The organism is Brevundimonas sp. NPDC058933 (genome assembly GCF_049315965.1).
Lineage (GTDB): Bacteria > Pseudomonadota > Alphaproteobacteria > Caulobacterales > Caulobacteraceae > Brevundimonas.
In genome coordinates, this window is the sequence record NZ_JBMOSL010000001.1 from 395,069 (window position 1) to 410,803 (window position 15,735).

Annotated in this window: 19 protein-coding genes and 1 other RNA gene; 8 read left to right on the forward strand and 12 right to left on the reverse strand. The window is 66.7% G+C overall.

Going from position 1 to position 15,735, the window contains the following annotated elements:
* Window positions 1–150 precede the first annotated feature (150 nt).
* Both ACOZBP_RS01850 and ACOZBP_RS01855 read right to left on the reverse strand, forming a co-directional pair.
* Window positions 151–2,238 (reverse strand): DNA topoisomerase IV subunit B, encoded by a 2,088-nt coding sequence (locus tag ACOZBP_RS01850; protein WP_422674758.1) that lies wholly within the window; start codon window positions 2,236–2,238, stop codon window positions 151–153.
* 108 nt (window positions 2,239–2,346) lie between these two features.
* The gene (locus ACOZBP_RS01855) at window positions 2,347–4,677 is read right to left on the reverse strand and encodes an ATP-dependent helicase (protein ID WP_422674759.1); all 2,331 of its coding nucleotides are present in this window, start codon (window positions 4,675–4,677) and stop codon (window positions 2,347–2,349) included.
* Window positions 4,678–4,824: 147 nt separating this feature from the next.
* Here ACOZBP_RS01855 and ACOZBP_RS01860 point away from each other — a divergent pair, with 147 nt between their 5' ends.
* Together ACOZBP_RS01860 and ACOZBP_RS01865 are read left to right on the forward strand one after the other, a co-directional pair.
* Window positions 4,825–5,010, forward strand: coding sequence for a hypothetical protein (locus tag ACOZBP_RS01860; protein WP_422674760.1), 186 nt, complete (start codon window positions 4,825–4,827; stop codon window positions 5,008–5,010).
* Between the two features lie 11 nt (window positions 5,011–5,021).
* Window positions 5,022–5,330 (forward strand): hypothetical protein, encoded by a 309-nt coding sequence (locus ACOZBP_RS01865; protein WP_422674761.1) that lies wholly within the window; start codon window positions 5,022–5,024, stop codon window positions 5,328–5,330.
* Window positions 5,331–5,382: 52 nt separating this feature from the next.
* Here ACOZBP_RS01865 and ACOZBP_RS01870 read toward each other — a convergent pair whose 3' ends face one another.
* From ACOZBP_RS01870 to ACOZBP_RS01880, 3 genes are read right to left on the reverse strand one after another with little or no spacing between them, the layout of a single operon-like run.
* Window positions 5,383–6,102: an SIMPL domain-containing protein gene (locus ACOZBP_RS01870; RefSeq protein WP_422674762.1), complete on the reverse strand. Its 720-nt coding sequence runs from the start codon at window positions 6,100–6,102 to the stop codon at window positions 5,383–5,385.
* Window positions 6,099–6,335, reverse strand: a complete 237-nt coding sequence (locus ACOZBP_RS01875; RefSeq protein WP_422674763.1) for a ribbon-helix-helix domain-containing protein — start codon at window positions 6,333–6,335, stop codon at window positions 6,099–6,101. The genes ACOZBP_RS01870 and ACOZBP_RS01875 overlap by 4 nt, the downstream gene beginning before the upstream one ends.
* Before the next feature lie 3 nt (window positions 6,336–6,338).
* Window positions 6,339–6,749, reverse strand: a complete 411-nt coding sequence (locus ACOZBP_RS01880) for a YbaY family lipoprotein (protein ID WP_422674764.1) — start codon at window positions 6,747–6,749, stop codon at window positions 6,339–6,341.
* A 167-nt stretch (window positions 6,750–6,916) separates the two neighbouring features.
* Between ACOZBP_RS01880 and ACOZBP_RS01885 the strand changes: the two genes are divergently transcribed.
* Window positions 6,917–7,816, forward strand: coding sequence for a DMT family transporter (locus ACOZBP_RS01885; protein ID WP_422674765.1), 900 nt, complete (start codon window positions 6,917–6,919; stop codon window positions 7,814–7,816).
* Here the strand turns inward: ACOZBP_RS01885 and ACOZBP_RS01890 are convergent.
* Complete coding sequence (locus ACOZBP_RS01890) at window positions 7,813–7,998, reverse strand: DUF4169 family protein (RefSeq protein ID WP_422674766.1); 186 nt, start codon at window positions 7,996–7,998, stop codon at window positions 7,813–7,815. The two genes, ACOZBP_RS01885 and ACOZBP_RS01890, sit on opposite strands and share 4 nt — an antisense overlap.
* A 121-nt stretch (window positions 7,999–8,119) precedes the next feature.
* Here ACOZBP_RS01890 and ACOZBP_RS01895 point away from each other — a divergent pair, with 121 nt between their 5' ends.
* A complete protein-coding gene (locus tag ACOZBP_RS01895; RefSeq protein WP_422674767.1) occupies window positions 8,120–8,353 on the forward strand; it encodes a DUF2171 domain-containing protein in 234 nt (77 codons plus the stop codon).
* A 193-nt stretch (window positions 8,354–8,546) separates the two neighbouring features.
* Here the strand turns inward: ACOZBP_RS01895 and fumC are convergent, their stop codons facing one another.
* Window positions 8,547–9,938, reverse strand: coding sequence for a class II fumarate hydratase (fumC, locus tag ACOZBP_RS01900; RefSeq protein ID WP_422674768.1), 1,392 nt, complete (start codon window positions 9,936–9,938; stop codon window positions 8,547–8,549).
* A 103-nt stretch (window positions 9,939–10,041) separates the two neighbouring features.
* On the opposite strand from fumC, the gene ACOZBP_RS01905 reads away from it, so the two are divergent.
* Window positions 10,042–10,392 carry a RusA family crossover junction endodeoxyribonuclease gene (locus ACOZBP_RS01905; protein ID WP_422674769.1) on the forward strand — a complete coding sequence of 117 codons (351 nt, stop codon included), beginning with the start codon at window positions 10,042–10,044 and terminating at the stop codon, window positions 10,390–10,392.
* Here ACOZBP_RS01905 and ACOZBP_RS01910 read toward each other — a convergent pair.
* Window positions 10,364–10,639 (reverse strand): hypothetical protein, encoded by a 276-nt coding sequence (locus ACOZBP_RS01910; RefSeq protein ID WP_422675495.1) that lies wholly within the window; start codon window positions 10,637–10,639, stop codon window positions 10,364–10,366. The two genes, ACOZBP_RS01905 and ACOZBP_RS01910, sit on opposite strands and share 29 nt — an antisense overlap.
* Here ACOZBP_RS01910 and ACOZBP_RS01915 point away from each other — a divergent pair.
* A complete protein-coding gene (locus ACOZBP_RS01915; RefSeq protein WP_422674770.1) occupies window positions 10,536–11,156 on the forward strand; it encodes a DJ-1/PfpI family protein in 621 nt (206 codons plus the stop codon). The genes ACOZBP_RS01910 and ACOZBP_RS01915 overlap by 104 nt on opposite strands.
* A 59-nt stretch (window positions 11,157–11,215) precedes the next feature.
* On the opposite strand, the gene ACOZBP_RS01920 is transcribed toward ACOZBP_RS01915, so the two are convergent.
* Together ACOZBP_RS01920 and ssrA are read right to left on the reverse strand one after the other, a co-directional pair.
* Window positions 11,216–11,713: an SspB family protein gene (locus tag ACOZBP_RS01920; protein ID WP_422674771.1), complete on the reverse strand. Its 498-nt coding sequence runs from the start codon at window positions 11,711–11,713 to the stop codon at window positions 11,216–11,218.
* A 73-nt stretch (window positions 11,714–11,786) separates the two neighbouring features.
* Window positions 11,787–12,152, reverse strand: a transfer-messenger RNA (tmRNA) gene (ssrA, locus tag ACOZBP_RS01925).
* A 106-nt stretch (window positions 12,153–12,258) separates the two neighbouring features.
* Between ssrA and ACOZBP_RS01930 the strand changes: the two genes are divergently transcribed.
* Window positions 12,259–13,386, forward strand: coding sequence for a sialidase family protein (locus ACOZBP_RS01930; RefSeq protein ID WP_422674772.1), 1,128 nt, complete (start codon window positions 12,259–12,261; stop codon window positions 13,384–13,386).
* Here ACOZBP_RS01930 and miaA read toward each other — a convergent pair.
* Window positions 13,383–14,255, reverse strand: coding sequence for a tRNA (adenosine(37)-N6)-dimethylallyltransferase MiaA (gene miaA / locus ACOZBP_RS01935; RefSeq protein WP_422674773.1), 873 nt, complete (start codon window positions 14,253–14,255; stop codon window positions 13,383–13,385). The two genes, ACOZBP_RS01930 and miaA, sit on opposite strands and share 4 nt — an antisense overlap.
* 77 nt (window positions 14,256–14,332) lie before the next feature.
* Between miaA and ACOZBP_RS01940 the strand changes: the two genes are divergently transcribed.
* Window positions 14,333–15,403 (forward strand): Mrp/NBP35 family ATP-binding protein, encoded by a 1,071-nt coding sequence (locus ACOZBP_RS01940; protein ID WP_422674774.1) that lies wholly within the window; start codon window positions 14,333–14,335, stop codon window positions 15,401–15,403.
* Here the strand turns inward: ACOZBP_RS01940 and ACOZBP_RS01945 are convergent.
* Window positions 15,400–15,720, reverse strand: a complete 321-nt coding sequence (locus ACOZBP_RS01945; protein ID WP_422674775.1) for a YbjQ family protein — start codon at window positions 15,718–15,720, stop codon at window positions 15,400–15,402. The genes ACOZBP_RS01940 and ACOZBP_RS01945 overlap by 4 nt on opposite strands.
* Window positions 15,721–15,735 lie beyond the last annotated feature (15 nt).

A 15,735-nucleotide genomic window follows, 5' to 3' on the forward strand; every position in this document is an offset into this window, starting at 1 on the left:
TTTCGTGCCTTTAGCACCGTCATTCCGGTGCCGCGTAGCGGAACCCGGAACCCAGGCTTGTCATCCAAACTGAAGGACGGCCGTGCTTGAAGTTGCTGCCTGGGTCCCGGATCGGTCTTGCAGACCGGCCGGGATGACGGTTGATTTGGGTCAGACGTCCAGGTCCGCCACGGCGAAGCGGGCGTTTTCCTGGATGAACTGGTAGCGGGCCTCGGCCTTGCGGCCCATCAGGCGCTCGACCAGGTCCTCGATCTCGTCCTCGCTGTCGGGCAGGGAGACGCGGGCCAGGGTCCGTTTCTTCGGGTCCATAGTGGTCTCCTTCAGTTGCGAGGCCATCATCTCGCCCAGGCCCTTGAAGCGCCCGATCTCGACCTTCTTGCCCTTGAAGACGGTGGCCAGCAGCTCGTCGCGGTGGGCGTCGTCGCGGGCGTATTCCGACAGGGGGCCGGCCGAAATCCGATAGAGCGGTGGCAGGGCCATGAAGAGGCGACCCTGGCGGATCGTCTCGGGCATGGCGCGATAGAAGAAGGTGATCAGCAGGGCCGCGATGTGGGCGCCGTCCACGTCGGCGTCGGTCATGATGACGATGCGCTCGTAGCGCAGGTCTTCGATGTTGAAGCGGCTGCCGGGCTGGACGCCCAGGGCCAGGGCCAGGTCCGACAGTTCGATATTCTGACGCAGCTTGTCCGCCGTGGCCGAGGCGATGTTCAGGATCTTGCCGCGCAGGGGCAGGATGGCCTGGGTGGTGCGGTCGCGCGCCTGTTTGGCCGAGCCGCCAGCCGAGTCGCCCTCGACGATGAACAGTTCGGTGCCTTGCGCCGACTGACGCGAGCAGTCGGACAGCTTGCCCGGCAGACGCAGTTTGCGCGTGGCGGCGGCGCGCTGGACCTCCTTGTCCTTGCGGCGGCGCAGACGGTCCTCGGCGCGGTCGATGACGAAGCCGAGCAGGGCGTTGGCCTGCTTGGGGCTTTCGGTCAGCCAGTGGTCGAAGGGGTCGCGCAGCAGCTGTTCGGTCAGGCGCTGGCCCTCGGGCGAGGACAGGCGGTCCTTGGTCTGGCCCTGAAATTCCGGGTTGCGGATGAAGACCGAGATCAGGGCGCCGGCGTTGGCGATGACGTCCTCGGCCGTGATCTGGGCCGCGCGCTTCTCGTTGGTCAGCTCGCCATAGGCCTTCAGACCCTTGACCAGGGCGGAGCGGAATCCGGCCTCGTGCGTGCCGCCGTCGGGGGTCGAGACGGTGTTGCAGTAGGAGCCGATGAAGCTGTCGGCGTCGCCGAAGCCGATGGGCGACCAGGTGACGGCCCATTCCAGCGCGCCCGCCTCGCCCTTGCGCTCGGCGCGGCCGGCGAAGACGGGGGTGACGGTTTCCAGCTCGCCCACGCGCTCGGCCAGGGCGTCGGCCAGACCGCCGGGGAAGTGCAGGGTGGCCTCAGCCGGGGTGGCGTCGGTGATCCGTTCCGGCGCGCAGGTCCACTTGATCTCGACGCCGCGGAACAGATAGGCCTTGGCGCGCGCCATGCGGTAGAGGCGGGCGGGCTTGAAGGCCGCGCCGACGCCGAAGATCTGCTCATCCGGATGGAAGCGGATGCGCGTGCCCTTCTTCTTGGAGGGGCCGACCTGCTGGATGGGGGCCTGAACCAGGCCGCGGCTGAAGGACTGGCGCCATTCGAAGCCGTCGCGCCAGACGGTGACGTCCAACTGGTCCGACAAGGCGTTGACCACCGAAACGCCGACGCCGTGCAGGCCGCCCGAGGTCTCATAGGCCTTGCCCGAGAACTTGCCGCCCGAGTGCAGCACGGTCATGACGACTTCCAGCGCCGACTTGCCCGGATGCTTGGGGTGGGGATCGACGGGAATGCCGCGGCCGTCGTCGCGCACCGACAGGAAACCGTCGGCGTCCAGATCGACGGTGATCAGTTTGGCGTGGCGGGCCACGGCCTCGTCCATCGCGTTGTCGAGGACTTCGGCGAACAGGTGGTGCAGGGCGCGCTCGTCGGTGCCGCCGATATACATGCCGGGGCGTTTGCGGACGGGCTCCAGCCCCTCCAGCACCTCGATCGAGGAGGCGGAATAGCCGGTGGCGGCTGCGGTCGCCGTGCTGGCGTGCGTCGCCAGTTCGACCTTGGGTTCGTGCGCGACCGGGACAACCGCCACAGGGGCAACGGGGGCGGGCGTCTTTTCAGCCACGCTCGGTTGGGTCGGCTCAGCGTCGTCGAGCGTGGAGAAGAGGTCAGCCATTTACACAGTCTGGGGCGATTCGGAGTTCGTTCTGGTAGGCTCCGCACCTGCGAGACGCAAGCTGGAGAGGGCAGGGGCCGAGAAGTTGTGGAGAAGCGGATCGCCGGCTCACGCCTTCTCCACGAAGGTGTCGATGACCTTCTTCTCGCCCGCCTTTTCAAAGGTGACGATCAGCTTGTTGCCCTCGACCGCGCGGACGGCGCCATAGCCAAACTTCTGGTGGAAGACGCGGTCGCCGCGCGACCAGCCGGAGCCGGTCTTGGGGTCGGCGGTGGCGATCAGGCGGCCTTCGCCCTCGATCACTGCGCGGCGGGCATAGGCGGGTTTGGGCGTCTGGGTCGCGGTGAAGCTCTGGGCGCGTTTCCAGCCGGGGCTGGAGTAGCCGCTGCCGAAGGAGGGGGCGTCGTCCCAGCGGCTCTTGGCCTCCTTCATGCCGCTTGAGGCGCCGTAATAGCCGGTGTCCGACTGGGGCTCGACGTGGGCCAGCGGCAGTTCGTCGACAAACCGGCTGGGCAGTTGCGAGGTCCAGCGCCCATAGACCAGACGGTTGGCGGCGAAGCTGATGCGCGCGTCCTGTTTGGCGCGGGTGACGCCGACGTAGGCGAGGCGGCGTTCCTCTTCGAGGCCCTTCACGCCCTTCTCGTCGATGCTGCGCTGCGAGGGGAAGACGCCTTCTTCCCAGCCGGGCAGGAAGACCAGAGGGAACTCCAGCCCCTTGGCGCCGTGCAGGGTCATGATCTGCACCGCCCCGCTCTCGGACTCAGGCGCGGCCCGGTCGAGGTCCATCACCAGGGAGACGTGTTCCAGATAGCCTTGCAGCGTCTCGAAGGACTGCATGGCCTGGGTCAGTTCCTTGAGGTTGTCGAGGCGTGTCTGGCCGCTGGTGCGGTCGGCCTTCTGCATATCGGTGTAGCCGCTCTCGTCCAGCAGGGTCTCGGTCACCTGCCAGTGGGGCGTGCCCATGGTCGCCAGATCGCGCCAGCGGTCGAGGTCGCGCACGAAGTTGGCCAGGGGCGTCCGGGTGCGGGCCTGAAGCTCATCCGTCGTGATCAGGTGGCGAACCGCCTGCATGGCCGAGACGCCGTTCTCGCGCGCGATGTGCAGGATCTTCTGGACGCTGGTCTCGCCGATGCCGCGCTTGGGCACGTTGACGATGCGCTCGAAGGCCAGATCGTCGTCCTCGGACTGGATCAGGCGCAGGTAGGCGTGGGCGTCGCGGATTTCGGCGCGCTCGAAGAAGCGGGGGCCGCCGATGACCTGATAGGGGACGGCCAGCATGACGAAGCGCTCTTCGAACGCCCGCATCTGGAAGGAGGCGCGGACCAGGACGGCCATGTCCCGGTATTTCATGCCCTGTTTGCGGGCGGTCTCGATCTCGTCGGCGATCAGGCGGGCCTCGGCCTCGCCGTCCCAGACGCCGCGCACGCGGACCTTGTCGCCGCTGTCGTCCTCGGTCCACAGGGTCTTGCCCAGACGGTCCTGATTGGTCGCGATCAGGGCCGAGGCGGCGCCGAGGATGTGCTTGGTCGAGCGGTAGTTGCGCTCCAGCTTGACGATCTTGGCGCCGGGGAAGTCGCGTTCGAAGCGCAGGATGTTGTCCACCTCGGCCCCGCGCCAGCCGTAGATCGACTGATCGTCGTCGCCGACGCAGCAGACATTGCCGGTCGAGGCGGTCAGCAGCCGCAGCCAAAGGTACTGGGCGACGTTGGTGTCCTGATACTCGTCCACCAGGATGTAGCGGAAGCGATTGCGATATTCCGCCGCAAGATCAGCGTGCTGCGACAGGATGGTGAGGTTGTGCAGCAGCAGGTCGCCGAAGTCACAGGCGTTCAGCGTGGCCAGCCGCTTCTGATAGGCGGCGTAGAGGGCGTGGCCCTTGCCGTTGGCGAAGTCCTCGCCCGGCGGCAGCTTCTCGGGGGTCCAGCCGCGGTTCTTCCAGTGGTCGATCAGGTGGGCCAGCGACTTGGGCGTGTGCTTCTTGGTGTCGATATTGGCGGCTTCGAGAAGTTGCTTCAGCAGCCGTTCCTGATCGTCGGTGTCCAGGATGGTGAAGCTGGACTTCAGCCCGACCAGTTCGGCGTGACGGCGCAGGATCTGGGCCGCGACCGAGTGGAAGGTGCCGAGCCAGCGGAGGCCCTCGGCTGAGGGGCCGATCAGGTGGGTGATCCGCTCGCGCATCTCGCGTGCGGCCTTGTTGGTGAAGGTGACGACCAGCAGTTCCCAGGGCCTGGCCCGGCCTGTGGCCAGGATGTGCGCCAGGCGGGTGGTCAGGACGCGGGTCTTGCCGGTGCCGGCGCCGGCCAGGACCAGAACCGGCCCCTCGGTCGTCTCGACCGCCAGCCTCTGCTCGGGGTTCAGACCGGACAGGTAGTCGGCGGCGCCTTGCGGCGACTGACCGCGCGCGAGGTCGGAAATGCGGGGGGCGGGCAGGTCGGTCACTGGATAAGCGGCTCACGCAGGGCGGATTCGAAAGAGAACATAAGCAGCACAGCGGCCAAAGTCAGGCCCCGATGGAAAATGGCCTGCGGGAACCGTCAAGCCTGACCCTCGTTCTCCCGACCTCAGGGGAGCATGGAAGGGAAACGAATGGCTGAGAGCTCAAGCGGAGGCGGAAACGCCGGACTGGCCTTTATCGTCGGCGGCCTGGTGGTCGTGGTGGCGGTTCTGGCCTGGTTCCTGTTCGGACGGGGCGGGGCGCCGGAAACCAAGAACGTCGATGTCGAGGTGAAGCTGCCAGAGGTATCGGCCCCGGCCGTCCCGGGCAGCCAGTGAGGAGATGCTAGATGACTGATCCCAATATCCCACCGCCAGAACGCGTGGTGCACCAGACTACGATTAACACGGCGCCCGAGCGAAAGGGAGGCGGCGGCATGCTGGCCTTCATCGTCGGAGGCCTGATCGTCGCTGTCGCCGTCATCGGCTGGTTTGTTTACTCCGGAGGGCAAGCACCCGCCGTGCCAGAGGCGCCGGAAGTCAACCTCGACATCAATGTCCCCGCGCCCAAGCTGCCGGAAGCGCCGCGTCTGCCCGACGTGCCACGTCCCGCCGAGCCGCCGACCGTGGCGGCCCCCGTGTCTGAGGCTCCGGCCTAAGGCCATGCGGCCCCGTCTCATCCCGCATTCGTCGGGATGAGACGCCCGGGGCCTATTTCAGACGGTAGCTGATGGTGGTGACGACGCGGATCTTCTTGTTCAGCGAAGTGGCTTCGTCGCCGTTACCGTCGCGGGGCAGGATTTCGAACGAGCCCTGACCTGCCGACTTGATGGGACCCAGAGGCGCGCCGGAGTCCTTGGCGAACTGGACGGCGCCGGTGCGGGCGGCGGCGGTGGCCTCGGCGATCATGGCCGGGCGGACGTCGTTCAGGCGCGTGAAGATGTAGGACGGACACTGGAAGTCCTGCAGCACCACGCCTTGACGCACCAGATCGTTGAGGTTGCGTGTGGTGGTCTGGACCCGGTCCACGTCGCTGGTCCGTACGATGACCGTCTGGTTCAGGATGAAGCGAGGGCCGCCGGTCTGGCTGGCGTATTCGCGTGAACGGGTGTCGGCGACGCCCAGGGGGCCGAGATCGACCGAGGCGTCGGGATAGCCTTGAGCCTTGAGGAACTGGCGCACGATGATGAGGTCGCCGTCGATGCGGGCCTGAACCTCCGACAGGATCTCGCCGGATGCGGTGAAGCGGATGGGCAGGACGGCCAGATCGGCCTTGACGTCTTTTTCCGCCAGACCGCGCACAGTGACGGAGCGGTCGCCGGCGCGAGCGTTGACCACGCCCTGACCAATCAAGGCGCCGGCGCCAATCAGGCCGACGGCCAATAGACCGCCAATGACGGCGGCGGGGATCAGACGGCTGTCGTTGGTCATGGCTCGGTTCCTGCAAAGCTGCGGTCGCCGCCGGCCCATTGCAGGGCCAGCACGCGGCAGGCCGAGGCGAGGGGGCGACGGCCGCGCCAGGCGTCGATGCGGATCAACAGGGCGGCGCGGCCGAGGTTCAGTTCAGCCCCGATGGCGTCCAGCACGGCCCAGAACTCCGGCTCCAGCGCCACCGAGGTGGCGTGGCCGGACAGCAGGACGGAACGCTTGGCGAGGCTGCTCACGGCCTATCGAACGCCGACCATGATGATGTCGGCCTTGTTCGACGCGCCCTGGGTCAGCACGGAATGGCGGGTGTCGGTGGTGAAGCGCAAGGCGCCGCCCGGATCGCGGATTTCGGCGCGGACGGCGTAGCTGTGGCGAGCATCGATCTCGCTGTTCGGCACGGACAGGATGACGGCGTAGGGCGGGCCTCGGCCTTCCAGCGGCTTGCTGGTTTCCGCCAGAACGCGGGCGGGGGCGTCCATCAGGCTGACGTCTTCGACCTTGACCGTCAGCACATGGCCCGGCGGCAGCATGATGCGTTCGCGATAGGCGGCGGTGACGTCGATTGACGTGCTGCCGGTCTCTGGCGCGGCGACGCTGGAACAGGCGGCGACCACAAGGGCGAGCGGGGCGATCAGCGGAAGGAAGCGCATGAGGAGGAATCCTGTAAGAAGGCGAGCTTAGCAGAACGCGCCAGCGTCACATAAGGCTGCAAGACGTGAGACGCGGCGCTCGCGATCCGGTGTTAACGGAGGTTCCGCTTTCGTTTCCACTGAGTCGCCCTGAGGCCCTATCCGTGACCGAACCCGTGAAGCCACTGATGTCCCCGGCCACGCTGGCGATCGGCGGTATCGGCGTCTGCGCCCTGATCTGGGGCACGACCTGGTACGCCATCACCTTCCAACTGGGCGCGGTCGATCCGGTGGTGTCGGTGGTGATGCGTTTCGCCATCGCGGCGGCGGTGCTGGCTCTGGTGGTCAAGGCGACGGGCGGGCGGCTGGCCATGAACCGGCCGCAGCATCTGATGGCCATGGGGCAGGGGCTGTTCTCGTTTTCGATCAGCTACGCCTTCGTCTATGCCTCCGAGGAGAAGATCGCCTCGGCCGTGGTCGCGGTGATCTTTGCGGCCCTGGCCTTCCTGAACCTGATCCTGTTCCGCGTTGCATCGAAGCAGAAGGCGGCTTCGGCGGCCTGGCTGGGCGCTGGCATGGGGGTGATCGGGGTGGCGGTCCTGTCGGGCGGCGAGGTCATGGGCGCGGGGCTGGGCCTGCACGCGGTCGAGGGCGTGAGCTTCGCCGTGATCGCGGTGGTGGCCTCGGCGTTCGGCAACTGGTTCGCCTGGAAGGGGCAGGAGGCGGGGGCTCAGGTCCTGCCCGGCACGGCCTGGGCCATGGCCTATGGCACGGCCGCGCTGGCGCTCTATGGCCTTGTGACCGGCGTGTCCTGGTCGGTGGCGTGGAGCCCGGCCTATGTCATCTCGCTCTTGTATCTGTCGCTGTTCGGCTCGGTGATTGCGTTTGGCCTGTATTTCACCATTGCCCGTATGCGGGGCTATGCCCTGGCCAGCTATATCTCGGCCCTGACGCCGCCGATCGCCATGCTGGTGTCGGTGCTGTTCGAGGGGGCGAGGTTCGGCCTGGTCGCCTTCCTAGGGTTGGGTCTTGTGCTGGCGGGACAATTGTTCCTGATCCGCGCGCCGAAACGGTCGGCGGCGGCCTAGTTTTCAGGCTCGTCCAGCTTGTGACCGTCCAGCTTCTGGGCTTCGCGGTCGCGTTCCTTTTGCGTGGTCAGGCGCTCGGTCTTGGTGCGGCCGAAGGCGAGGCGATTGGCGTCGGCGGCGCGTTTGGCCTCAGCCCTTTCTCGAGCCTTCCTCGCCTTGTTCAGATTGACGACCTCGCCCATCAGGTCTGAAGGAACTGGCGTCTAGTCAGCGACATCGTGAACTTCCTTGGTCGACATTGTGATGAACCCGAAAGCGGGTGGGTCGTTTCCCCATCATCCGCAATCAGCAATGGAGACCAGGATGATAAACGCCTCGATGATCAAGGAACATCTCGAAGTCGTGGGGTCGGACGGCGGCCACGTCGGTCGGGTGGACCACGTGATGGGTGATCAGATCGAACTGGCCAAGTTCGACATGGGCGCAGGCCTGAAGCACCACATGATCCCGGTCAGCTGGGTCGATCATGTGGACGAGCACGTTCACCTGAACCTGACCAAGGATGAAGCCAAGGCGCGCTGGACCGAGAAGCACTAGCCTTCCTTAAAGCGACTTCACCGGGGCCCCGCTGTTACAGGCGGGGCCTTTCGCCATATCAGGGGCGTCCCCTGGATCACGCATGGCGGGGCGCGATGGCGCCGGTGGGCCTATGATCCGCAGCCGATAATCCAAAGAGAAACGGCGGCGAGATCGCTCTCGCCGCCGTCCTTGGCCAGTCTGTCGAAGCGCCTCAGCCCGGCGAGATCATCTTCTCGGGGCGGACGGCTTCGTCGAACTCGGCGTCGGTCAGGTAGCCGCCGCCGACGGTTTCCTGGCGCAGGGTGGTGCCGTTCTTGTGCGCGGTCTTGGCGATCTTGGCGCAGGTGTCGTAGCCGAGCTTGCCGTTCAGGGCCGTGACCAGCATCAGCGAGTTGTTCAGGCCGCGCTCGATGTTGTCCTCGCGCGCTTCGATGCCGACGACGCAGTTGTCGGTGAAGCTGATGGCCGCGTCGGCGACCAGACGGACCGACTGCAGGAAGTTGTAGGCCATGACCGGGTTGTAGACGTTCAGCTCGAAGTGGCCTTGCGAGCCGGCGAACGACAGGGCGGCGTTGTTGCCGAACACCTGGGCGCAGACCTGGGTCAGGGCTTCGCACTGGGTCGGGTTGACCTTGCCCGGCATGATCGACGAGCCCGGCTCATTCTCGGGCAAGGCCAGTTCGCCCAGACCCGAACGCGGGCCGGAACCCAGGAAGCGGATGTCGTTGGCGATCTTGAACAGCGAGGCGGCGACCGTGTTGATCGCGCCATGGCTGAAGACCATGGCGTCGTGGGCGGCCAGGGCCTCGAACTTGTTCGGCGCCGTGGTGAAGGGCAGGCCGGTGATGCCGGCGATCTGCTCGGCGACCTTTTCAGCAAAGCCGACCGGGGCGTTCAGGCCGGTGCCGACGGCGGTGCCGCCCTGGGCCAGTTCCATCAGCTTGGGCAGGGTCTGCTCGATGCGCTCGATGCCGTTGGCCACCTGTTGCGCGTAGCCGCCGAACTCCTGACCCAGGGTCAGGGGCGTGGCGTCCTGGGTGTGGGTGCGGCCGATCTTGATGATGTGGGCCCAGGCCTTGGACTTGGCGTCCAGGGCGGCGTGCAGGTGCTTCAGCGCGGGCAGCAGATCGTTGACCACCTGCTCGGCGCAGGCGACGTGCATGGCCGTCGGATAGGTGTCGTTCGACGACTGGCTCATATTGACGTGGTCGTTGGGGTGGACCGGCTTCTTGGAGCCCATCTCGCCGCCCAGCATCTCGATGGCGCGGTTCGAGATGACCTCGTTGGCGTTCATGTTCGACTGGGTGCCCGACCCCGTCTGCCAGACGACCAGCGGGAAGTGGTCGTTCAGCTTGCCCTCTATCACCTCATTGGCGGCGGCGATGATGGCGTCGGCCAGCTTGGCGTCCAGCTTGCCGAGGTCGCGGTTGGTCTCGGCGGCGGCGCGCTTGACGATGCCCAGGGCGCGAACGACCGGCAGGGGCATCTTTTCCCAGCCGATCTTGAAGTTGCCGAGCGAGCGCTGGGCCTGCGCGCCCCAGTAGCGGTCCGAGGCGACCTCGATGGGGCCGAAGGTGTCGGTTTCTGTGCGGAAGCTGGTCATCGCAGGCTCGTTCTCAGACGTGGCGGGAAGATGCCGGGCGGTGTAGCACGCAGACGCGGCGGGGCAAGGCGGCCCGACCATTGGCGAACGGAGCAAAGCGCGCGTGGAAGGCTGGATCGGGACAGGCAAGGTGCGCGGACGCGAGGTGGGCGATGTGGTCGAGATCACCATCGATGGCCTGACCACTCAGGCCAAATACTACAAGCCGCTGGCCTATGAGTTCTTCCGCAAGGAGTGGACGTCACGCCCGGCCTGGGGCGACTATGTCGTAGAGATCCGCATGGAGCACGTCGGAGACGCCCCGTGGATGGACCTGGACAACCTGGCCAAGGCCCTGCTGGACGCCATCAAGGGCTATCTGTTCCACGACGACAGCCAGGTCGCGCGCCTGCTGGTCGAGCGGAACGAGGGCGAACGCGAGCGGATCACGATCCGGGTGTTTCCGAGGCGGTGAGGGCGGGGTCGCTTTCGACCGGCGGCTTAAGAGCAGAACCAAAAATCGACCCGTTGCGGACATTCAGATGTCCGGTCTTGAGTCGGGATTGTAACTCGGCGAACGTGCCGTCTTCCTCCTCATCTCCCCGCCCCGAGCCAGTCATGCAAATAGCCATCCTGACCTTTGACGGATTCAGCGAGCTGGATTCCTTCATCGCAGCAGGCATCTTGAACAGGATGAAGTCACAGGGCTGGGCGGCCCACATCACGTGTCCCACGCAGGAAGTTACTTCAATGGCTGGGGTAACGATCCAGCGCCAGAAGCCGCTGGAGTTCTTGGCCGACGCTGACGCGGTGCTGATTGGCAGCGGGATCAAGACCCGCGACTACGCCGCCGATCCCACCTTCCTGTCGCACCTGCCGCTGGACCCGACGCGTCAGCTGATCGGCGCTCAGTGCTCAGGCACGCTTCTACTGGCCAAGCTGGGGCTGATCGGCGACCTGCCCGCTTGCACCGATCTGACGACCAAGCCTTGGGTCATCGAGGCGGGCGTCAATGTCGTGGATGCGCCCTTCGCCGCGCACGGCAATGTCGCAACCGCCGGTGGCTGCCTTGCCTCGCAATACCTGGCCGCTTGGATGATTGCGCGCTTGGCGACTCAGCGTGACGCGGAAGAAGCTATCCGTTACGTCGCGCCCGTCGGCGAGAAGGCCGAATACGTCCAGCGTGCGATGGCGGCGGTCACGCCTTTTTTGCACGTCGGAGAAATCCGGGCTGCATAAACCAGCTTGGTCCGCTTTCCACACCCTAGCGGAAGAGCGATTCGTCCGTTGTGGGCGGCCTACTTCTTCCGGAACTGGTCCAGAGAGACCACCTTGGGACCGTCGTCGTCGCCCGAGGGGGGCGGGGCGGCGTTCGGGTCGCGGGCCGGGGGCGACAGAGGGGCGATCTCCGCCTCGACGATCTCGGGCTCTTCGAACTGCAGCAGGAACTGGACGCTGGGGTCGTAGAAGCGGGTCACCGCCGAATAGGGCATGGCCAGGACCTTGGGCATGCCGCCGAACTTCAGCATGATCGAGAAGCGGTCGTGCTGGACGTCGAGGTCCCAGTACTGATGCTGCAGGACGATGGTCATTTCGTCGGGATACTTGGCCAGCACGTCCGGCGGCACCGAGACGCCGGGCGCCCGTGTCTTGAACGTGATGTAGAAATGGTGCGCGCCGGGAATGCCCGCGGGCTCGGCCGCGCGTTCCAGCGCAGAGCGGATCACGCCGCGCAGGGCGTCCTGGGCGAGTTGCTCGTAGAACATCTCATCGACCGGGGGAGTTTGATCCGTCATCGGGGCCTCGAAACTGGGGACGCGCGACTGTTACCCGCGACAGGCGAGTGACGGAAGAGACCGATGTGAGGAAAGTGGAGGGCTTCTGTTGCCAGGCGCCCTCCGGGCCCCGCCTGAGGATCTGAACCCCCAGGACTTAAGTGTTCGAAATCAACCGAACCGCATTACGCGGCGAGGCGGACTTCTCCAGCGAAGTTATCGTTCGCAGTTATAAAATGGCCCGATACGGTGGGCCAAGACGGGCAAAAGCATCTTCTTTACACGTCCGTCGATGCTAGTCGGCCCCGCAGCTCCCGCCGATAACGCGGTGAGAGATTTGGTGGAGCCGCCGGGAATCGCACCCGGGTCCGGTCCGCTTATTACAAGCGCGTTTATCGCCATAGTCCGGGCGAACCCGGACAAATCCAATATAGGTCTTCTCGGTGGATCATCCAAGGGGAAGGTCGCGCGCGCCCGGGATTTTCGGCTGATTTGTCACTGGCCAAGGCGATTGACACCGGTAGACACGGCCGCAAGCATTCCGCCCATAAGAATGAGGGTGCAGAATGGTCGAGGTCACGCGCAGACGACTGGGATTGGGCCTCGGGCTGGGACTGGGCGCAGGTCTCGGGGGCGGTTTCGCAGCCACGGCGGGCGCTGCGGCGGCTAGAGACGAAGACGGTTCGAGCGCCGTTGTCCGCTCCGGCTTCATCTACGATCAGGCGCCCTATCCGCAGTGCCATGCCTCAACCATCGTGGAGACCAAGGGAGGCGTCATGGCCGCCGCCTGGTTCGGCGGCACGCATGAGAAGCACCCGGACGTCTGCATATGGTTCGCCCGGTTCGAGAACGGCGCCTGGACCGAGGGGGTGCAGCTGGCCGACGGCGTTCAGCCCGACGGATCGCGTCACCCGACCTGGAACCCCGTGCTGTTTCAACCGCCGCAGGGCGATCTGATCCTGTTTTACAAGGTCGGGCCGGATCCCTTTAATTGGTGGGGCATGGTCATGACCTCGCCGGACGGTGGTCGCACCTGGTCGGCGCCGCGTCGTCTGCCCGATGGGATTCTGGGGCCGATCAAGAACAAGCCGGTCGTTCTGGCCGATGGGACGTGGCTTTCGCCGTCCAGCACCGAGGCGGGCGAAGGCATGGGGTCGGCGGCAGGCGCGAACTGGCGGCTGCATTTCGAGATCAGCACGGATCAAGGGCGTCACTGGACCCTGACCGATCCGGTCGGCTCGCCGCTGAATATCGACGCCATCCAGCCCAGCGTCCTGGTTCATCCGAACGGCGCGCTTCAGGCCGTGGCGCGGGCGCGTCAGGGGGCGTTGGCGTCAAGCTGGTCGCACGACGGCGGGCGGACATGGAGCCCCATCGGCGCTGTGGACCTGCCCAATCCCAACTCGGGCACGGATGCGTCGACGCTGTCGGATGGGCGCCACCTGATGATCTACAATCATGCCGGTCATGAACCTGCCCGACCGGGGCGGGGGCCGCGCTATCCACTCAATGTCGGTCTGTCGGCAGACGGCCTGTCATGGCGAAACGTGCTGACGCTGGAGAGCGAAGCCCTGCCGCACGGCTACGCCTATCCCGCGGTGGTTCAGGCGTCGGACGGGCTGGTCCATGTCACCTATACGCATGACCGGACGCGCATCCGGCACGTGATCCTGGACCCGTCGCGTCTGACCTAGGCGCGCGGCCAGTCCGGCGTCTGGTTGCGGAACCAGGTCAGTTGCCGCTTGGCGTAGTTGCGTGTGGCCTGCCGAGTCTGCGCTACGGCCTGTTCCATCGAGGTCTGGCCGGCCAGATGGGCGATCAGTTCGCGCACGCCGACCGCCTTCATGGCGGGCAGGTCAGGATCGAGATGGCGGTCTGCCAGAGCCTTCGCTTCGTCCAGTGCGCCCTGTTCGATCATCTGGCCGACCCTCAGATCGCATGAGGCGTAGAGATTGGCGCGCTCCGGCTCCAGCACCAGGCTGGTCCAACCGCCGGGCGCCAGAAGGGGGCGCGTGTCGGCGATCCAGTCTGTGAGGCTGCGGCCTGTGTGGCTGGACACGCTAAGGGCGCGGATCAGGCGTTGGCGGTCGCCGGGCGTGATGGCGGCGGCGGCGGTCGGATCGACCTCGGCCAGGCGACGACGGAACGTGGTCTCACCCTCAGTGTCATAATCGGCCTGGACCGCGTCGCGGACTTCGTCAGGCACGGCAGGGATGTCGGCAAGGCCGCGCGTCAGGGCGTTGAAATAGAGGCCGGTGCCGCCGACAAGAAGGACGGGCCGGTCCTGCGCCGCCAGTTCGTCCAGCAGGGGCATGACGGCGCGGGTCCAGCGGCCGACCGACCAGGATTCGGCCGCGTCAGCGACGCCATAGAGGCGGTGCTCGGCGCGGGCTTCGTCCTCGATCGACGGGCGGGCGGTGAGGATGCGCAGGTCGGCGTAGAGCTGCTGGCTGTCGGCGTTGACGATGACGGCGCCGGTCCGTTCGGCCATTTCCAGCGCCAGACGCGACTTGCCCGAGGCGGTGGGGCCGGCGATCAGGGTGAGGCGGGGCGTTTTGGTCAAAGGAACAGGCTCGCGGACAGGACCAGAGGGCGATAGAACGCCCGCGACCGGCCCGGCAAGGGCCAAGGAGCAGAACCTTGATCGACCGCACCGCTGTAATCGCCGCCCTAGACGCCGTTGTGGACCCGAAATCGGGACAGGGGCTGGTCGCCGCCGGTCTGGTTCAGGGGCTGACGGTGACCGAGGACCGGGCGGGCTTCGTCATGGAGGTTCCGGCGGGCGAGACGGCCATCTACGCCCCCGTGCGCGACGCGGCCGAGGCGGCGCTGAAGGCCATGCCGGGCATGGCGCGGGTCTCGGTCGTGCTGACCGCCGAGGCCGTGGCGGCTGCGGCTCCCCGTCGCACGGCGGGCCTGTCGAAGGCCGCGACCGATCAAGGGCGGGCCAAGGCGCCGGTGCCGACCGAGCGTCCGGCCCATGTGAAGCGGGTTCTGGCTGTGGCCAGCGGCAAGGGCGGGGTCGGTAAGTCGACGGTGGCGGTCAATCTGGCGGCGGCTCTAGCGGCACGTGGCCTGTCGGTCGGGATACTGGACGCCGACGTCTATGGGCCGTCGCTGCCGACCATGCTGGGGCTGTCCGGCCAGCCGGACTATGTGGACGGGGCCATTGTTCCCCATTTCGCCCATGGGCTGAAGGCGATGTCGGTCGGCCTGTTGACCAAGGCTGACGACGCCATGATCTGGCGCGGGCCGATGGCGTCGCAGGCCATCACCCAGATGCTGACCCAGACGCGCTGGGGCACGGAAGACGCGCCGCTGGACGTGCTGGTGGTGGACCTGCCGCCCGGCACCGGCGACGTGCAACTGACCCTGATCCAGAAAACGCCGCTGGACGGGGCGGTCATCGTCTCGACCCCGCAGGAGGTGGCGCTGGCCGATGCGCGCCGGGCCCACACCCTGTTCCAGCGCGTCAATGTGCCGACCCTGGGCCTGATCGAGAACATGAGCGGCGACGTCTTCGGGCGCGGCGGGGCCGAGGCCGAAGCCGCCCGGCTGGGCGTGGCATTCCTTAGCGACTTACCGCTGGACGCCGCCCTGCGCCAAGCGGGCGACGCCGGGCAGCCGCTGGTCTCGGCCGAACCGGACGGCGAGGCGGCACAGCGCTTCGCGGCGGTGGCGGCGCGGGTGGCCGAGAGCCTCGGTCTCTAGGCCGGCTCAACCACGACGGCGGTGCCATAGGCCAGGACTTCGGTCACGCCGGGCATGATCTCGTTGGCGTCGTAGCGCATGGCCAGGACGGCGTTGGCGCCCATGTCGCGCGCATGGGCGACGAGATCGTCGTAGGCCTCCTGCCGCGCCGTCTCCGCCAGTTTGACGTAGACGCCTACGCGACCGCCCAGCATCGACTGGACCCCGCCGATGGCGTCGGAAATGGCGTTGCGCGAGCGCACGGTGACGCCGCGCACCATGCCGATATGGCGGACGATGCGGTGGCCGGTCAGGTCATTGGTGGTGGCGACGATCATGGTCGTGTCTCCGGT

Bases quoted from the DNA above. Each gene is read 5' to 3' on its own strand.
- ACOZBP_RS01915 (WP_422674770.1), top strand. From the start codon at position 10,536: ATGCAAATAGCCATCCTGACCTTTGACGGATTCAGCGAGCTGGATTCC.
- ACOZBP_RS01895 (WP_422674767.1), top strand. From the start codon at position 8,120: ATGATAAACGCCTCGATGATCAAGGAACATCTCGAAGTCGTGGGGTCG.
- ACOZBP_RS01870 (WP_422674762.1), bottom strand. From the start codon at position 6,102: ATGACCAACGACAGCCGTCTGATCCCCGCCGCCGTCATTGGCGGTCTA.
- ACOZBP_RS01890 (WP_422674766.1), bottom strand. From the start codon at position 7,998: ATGGGCGAGGTCGTCAATCTGAACAAGGCGAGGAAGGCTCGAGAAAGG.
- ACOZBP_RS01910 (WP_422675495.1), bottom strand. From the start codon at position 10,639: ATGTGGGCCGCCCAGCCCTGTGACTTCATCCTGTTCAAGATGCCTGCT.
- ACOZBP_RS01920 (WP_422674771.1), bottom strand. From the start codon at position 11,713: ATGACGGATCAAACTCCCCCGGTCGATGAGATGTTCTACGAGCAACTC.
- ACOZBP_RS01850 (WP_422674758.1), bottom strand. From the start codon at position 2,238: ATGGCTGACCTCTTCTCCACGCTCGACGACGCTGAGCCGACCCAACCG.
- ACOZBP_RS01880 (WP_422674764.1), bottom strand. From the start codon at position 6,749: ATGCGCTTCCTTCCGCTGATCGCCCCGCTCGCCCTTGTGGTCGCCGCC.
- ACOZBP_RS01945 (WP_422674775.1), bottom strand. From the start codon at position 15,720: ATGATCGTCGCCACCACCAATGACCTGACCGGCCACCGCATCGTCCGC.
- ACOZBP_RS01865 (WP_422674761.1), top strand. From the start codon at position 5,022: ATGACTGATCCCAATATCCCACCGCCAGAACGCGTGGTGCACCAGACT.
- fumC (WP_422674768.1), bottom strand. From the start codon at position 9,938: ATGACCAGCTTCCGCACAGAAACCGACACCTTCGGCCCCATCGAGGTC.
- ACOZBP_RS01860 (WP_422674760.1), top strand. From the start codon at position 4,825: ATGGCTGAGAGCTCAAGCGGAGGCGGAAACGCCGGACTGGCCTTTATC.
- ACOZBP_RS01930 (WP_422674772.1), top strand. From the start codon at position 12,259: ATGGTCGAGGTCACGCGCAGACGACTGGGATTGGGCCTCGGGCTGGGA.
- ACOZBP_RS01885 (WP_422674765.1), top strand. From the start codon at position 6,917: ATGTCCCCGGCCACGCTGGCGATCGGCGGTATCGGCGTCTGCGCCCTG.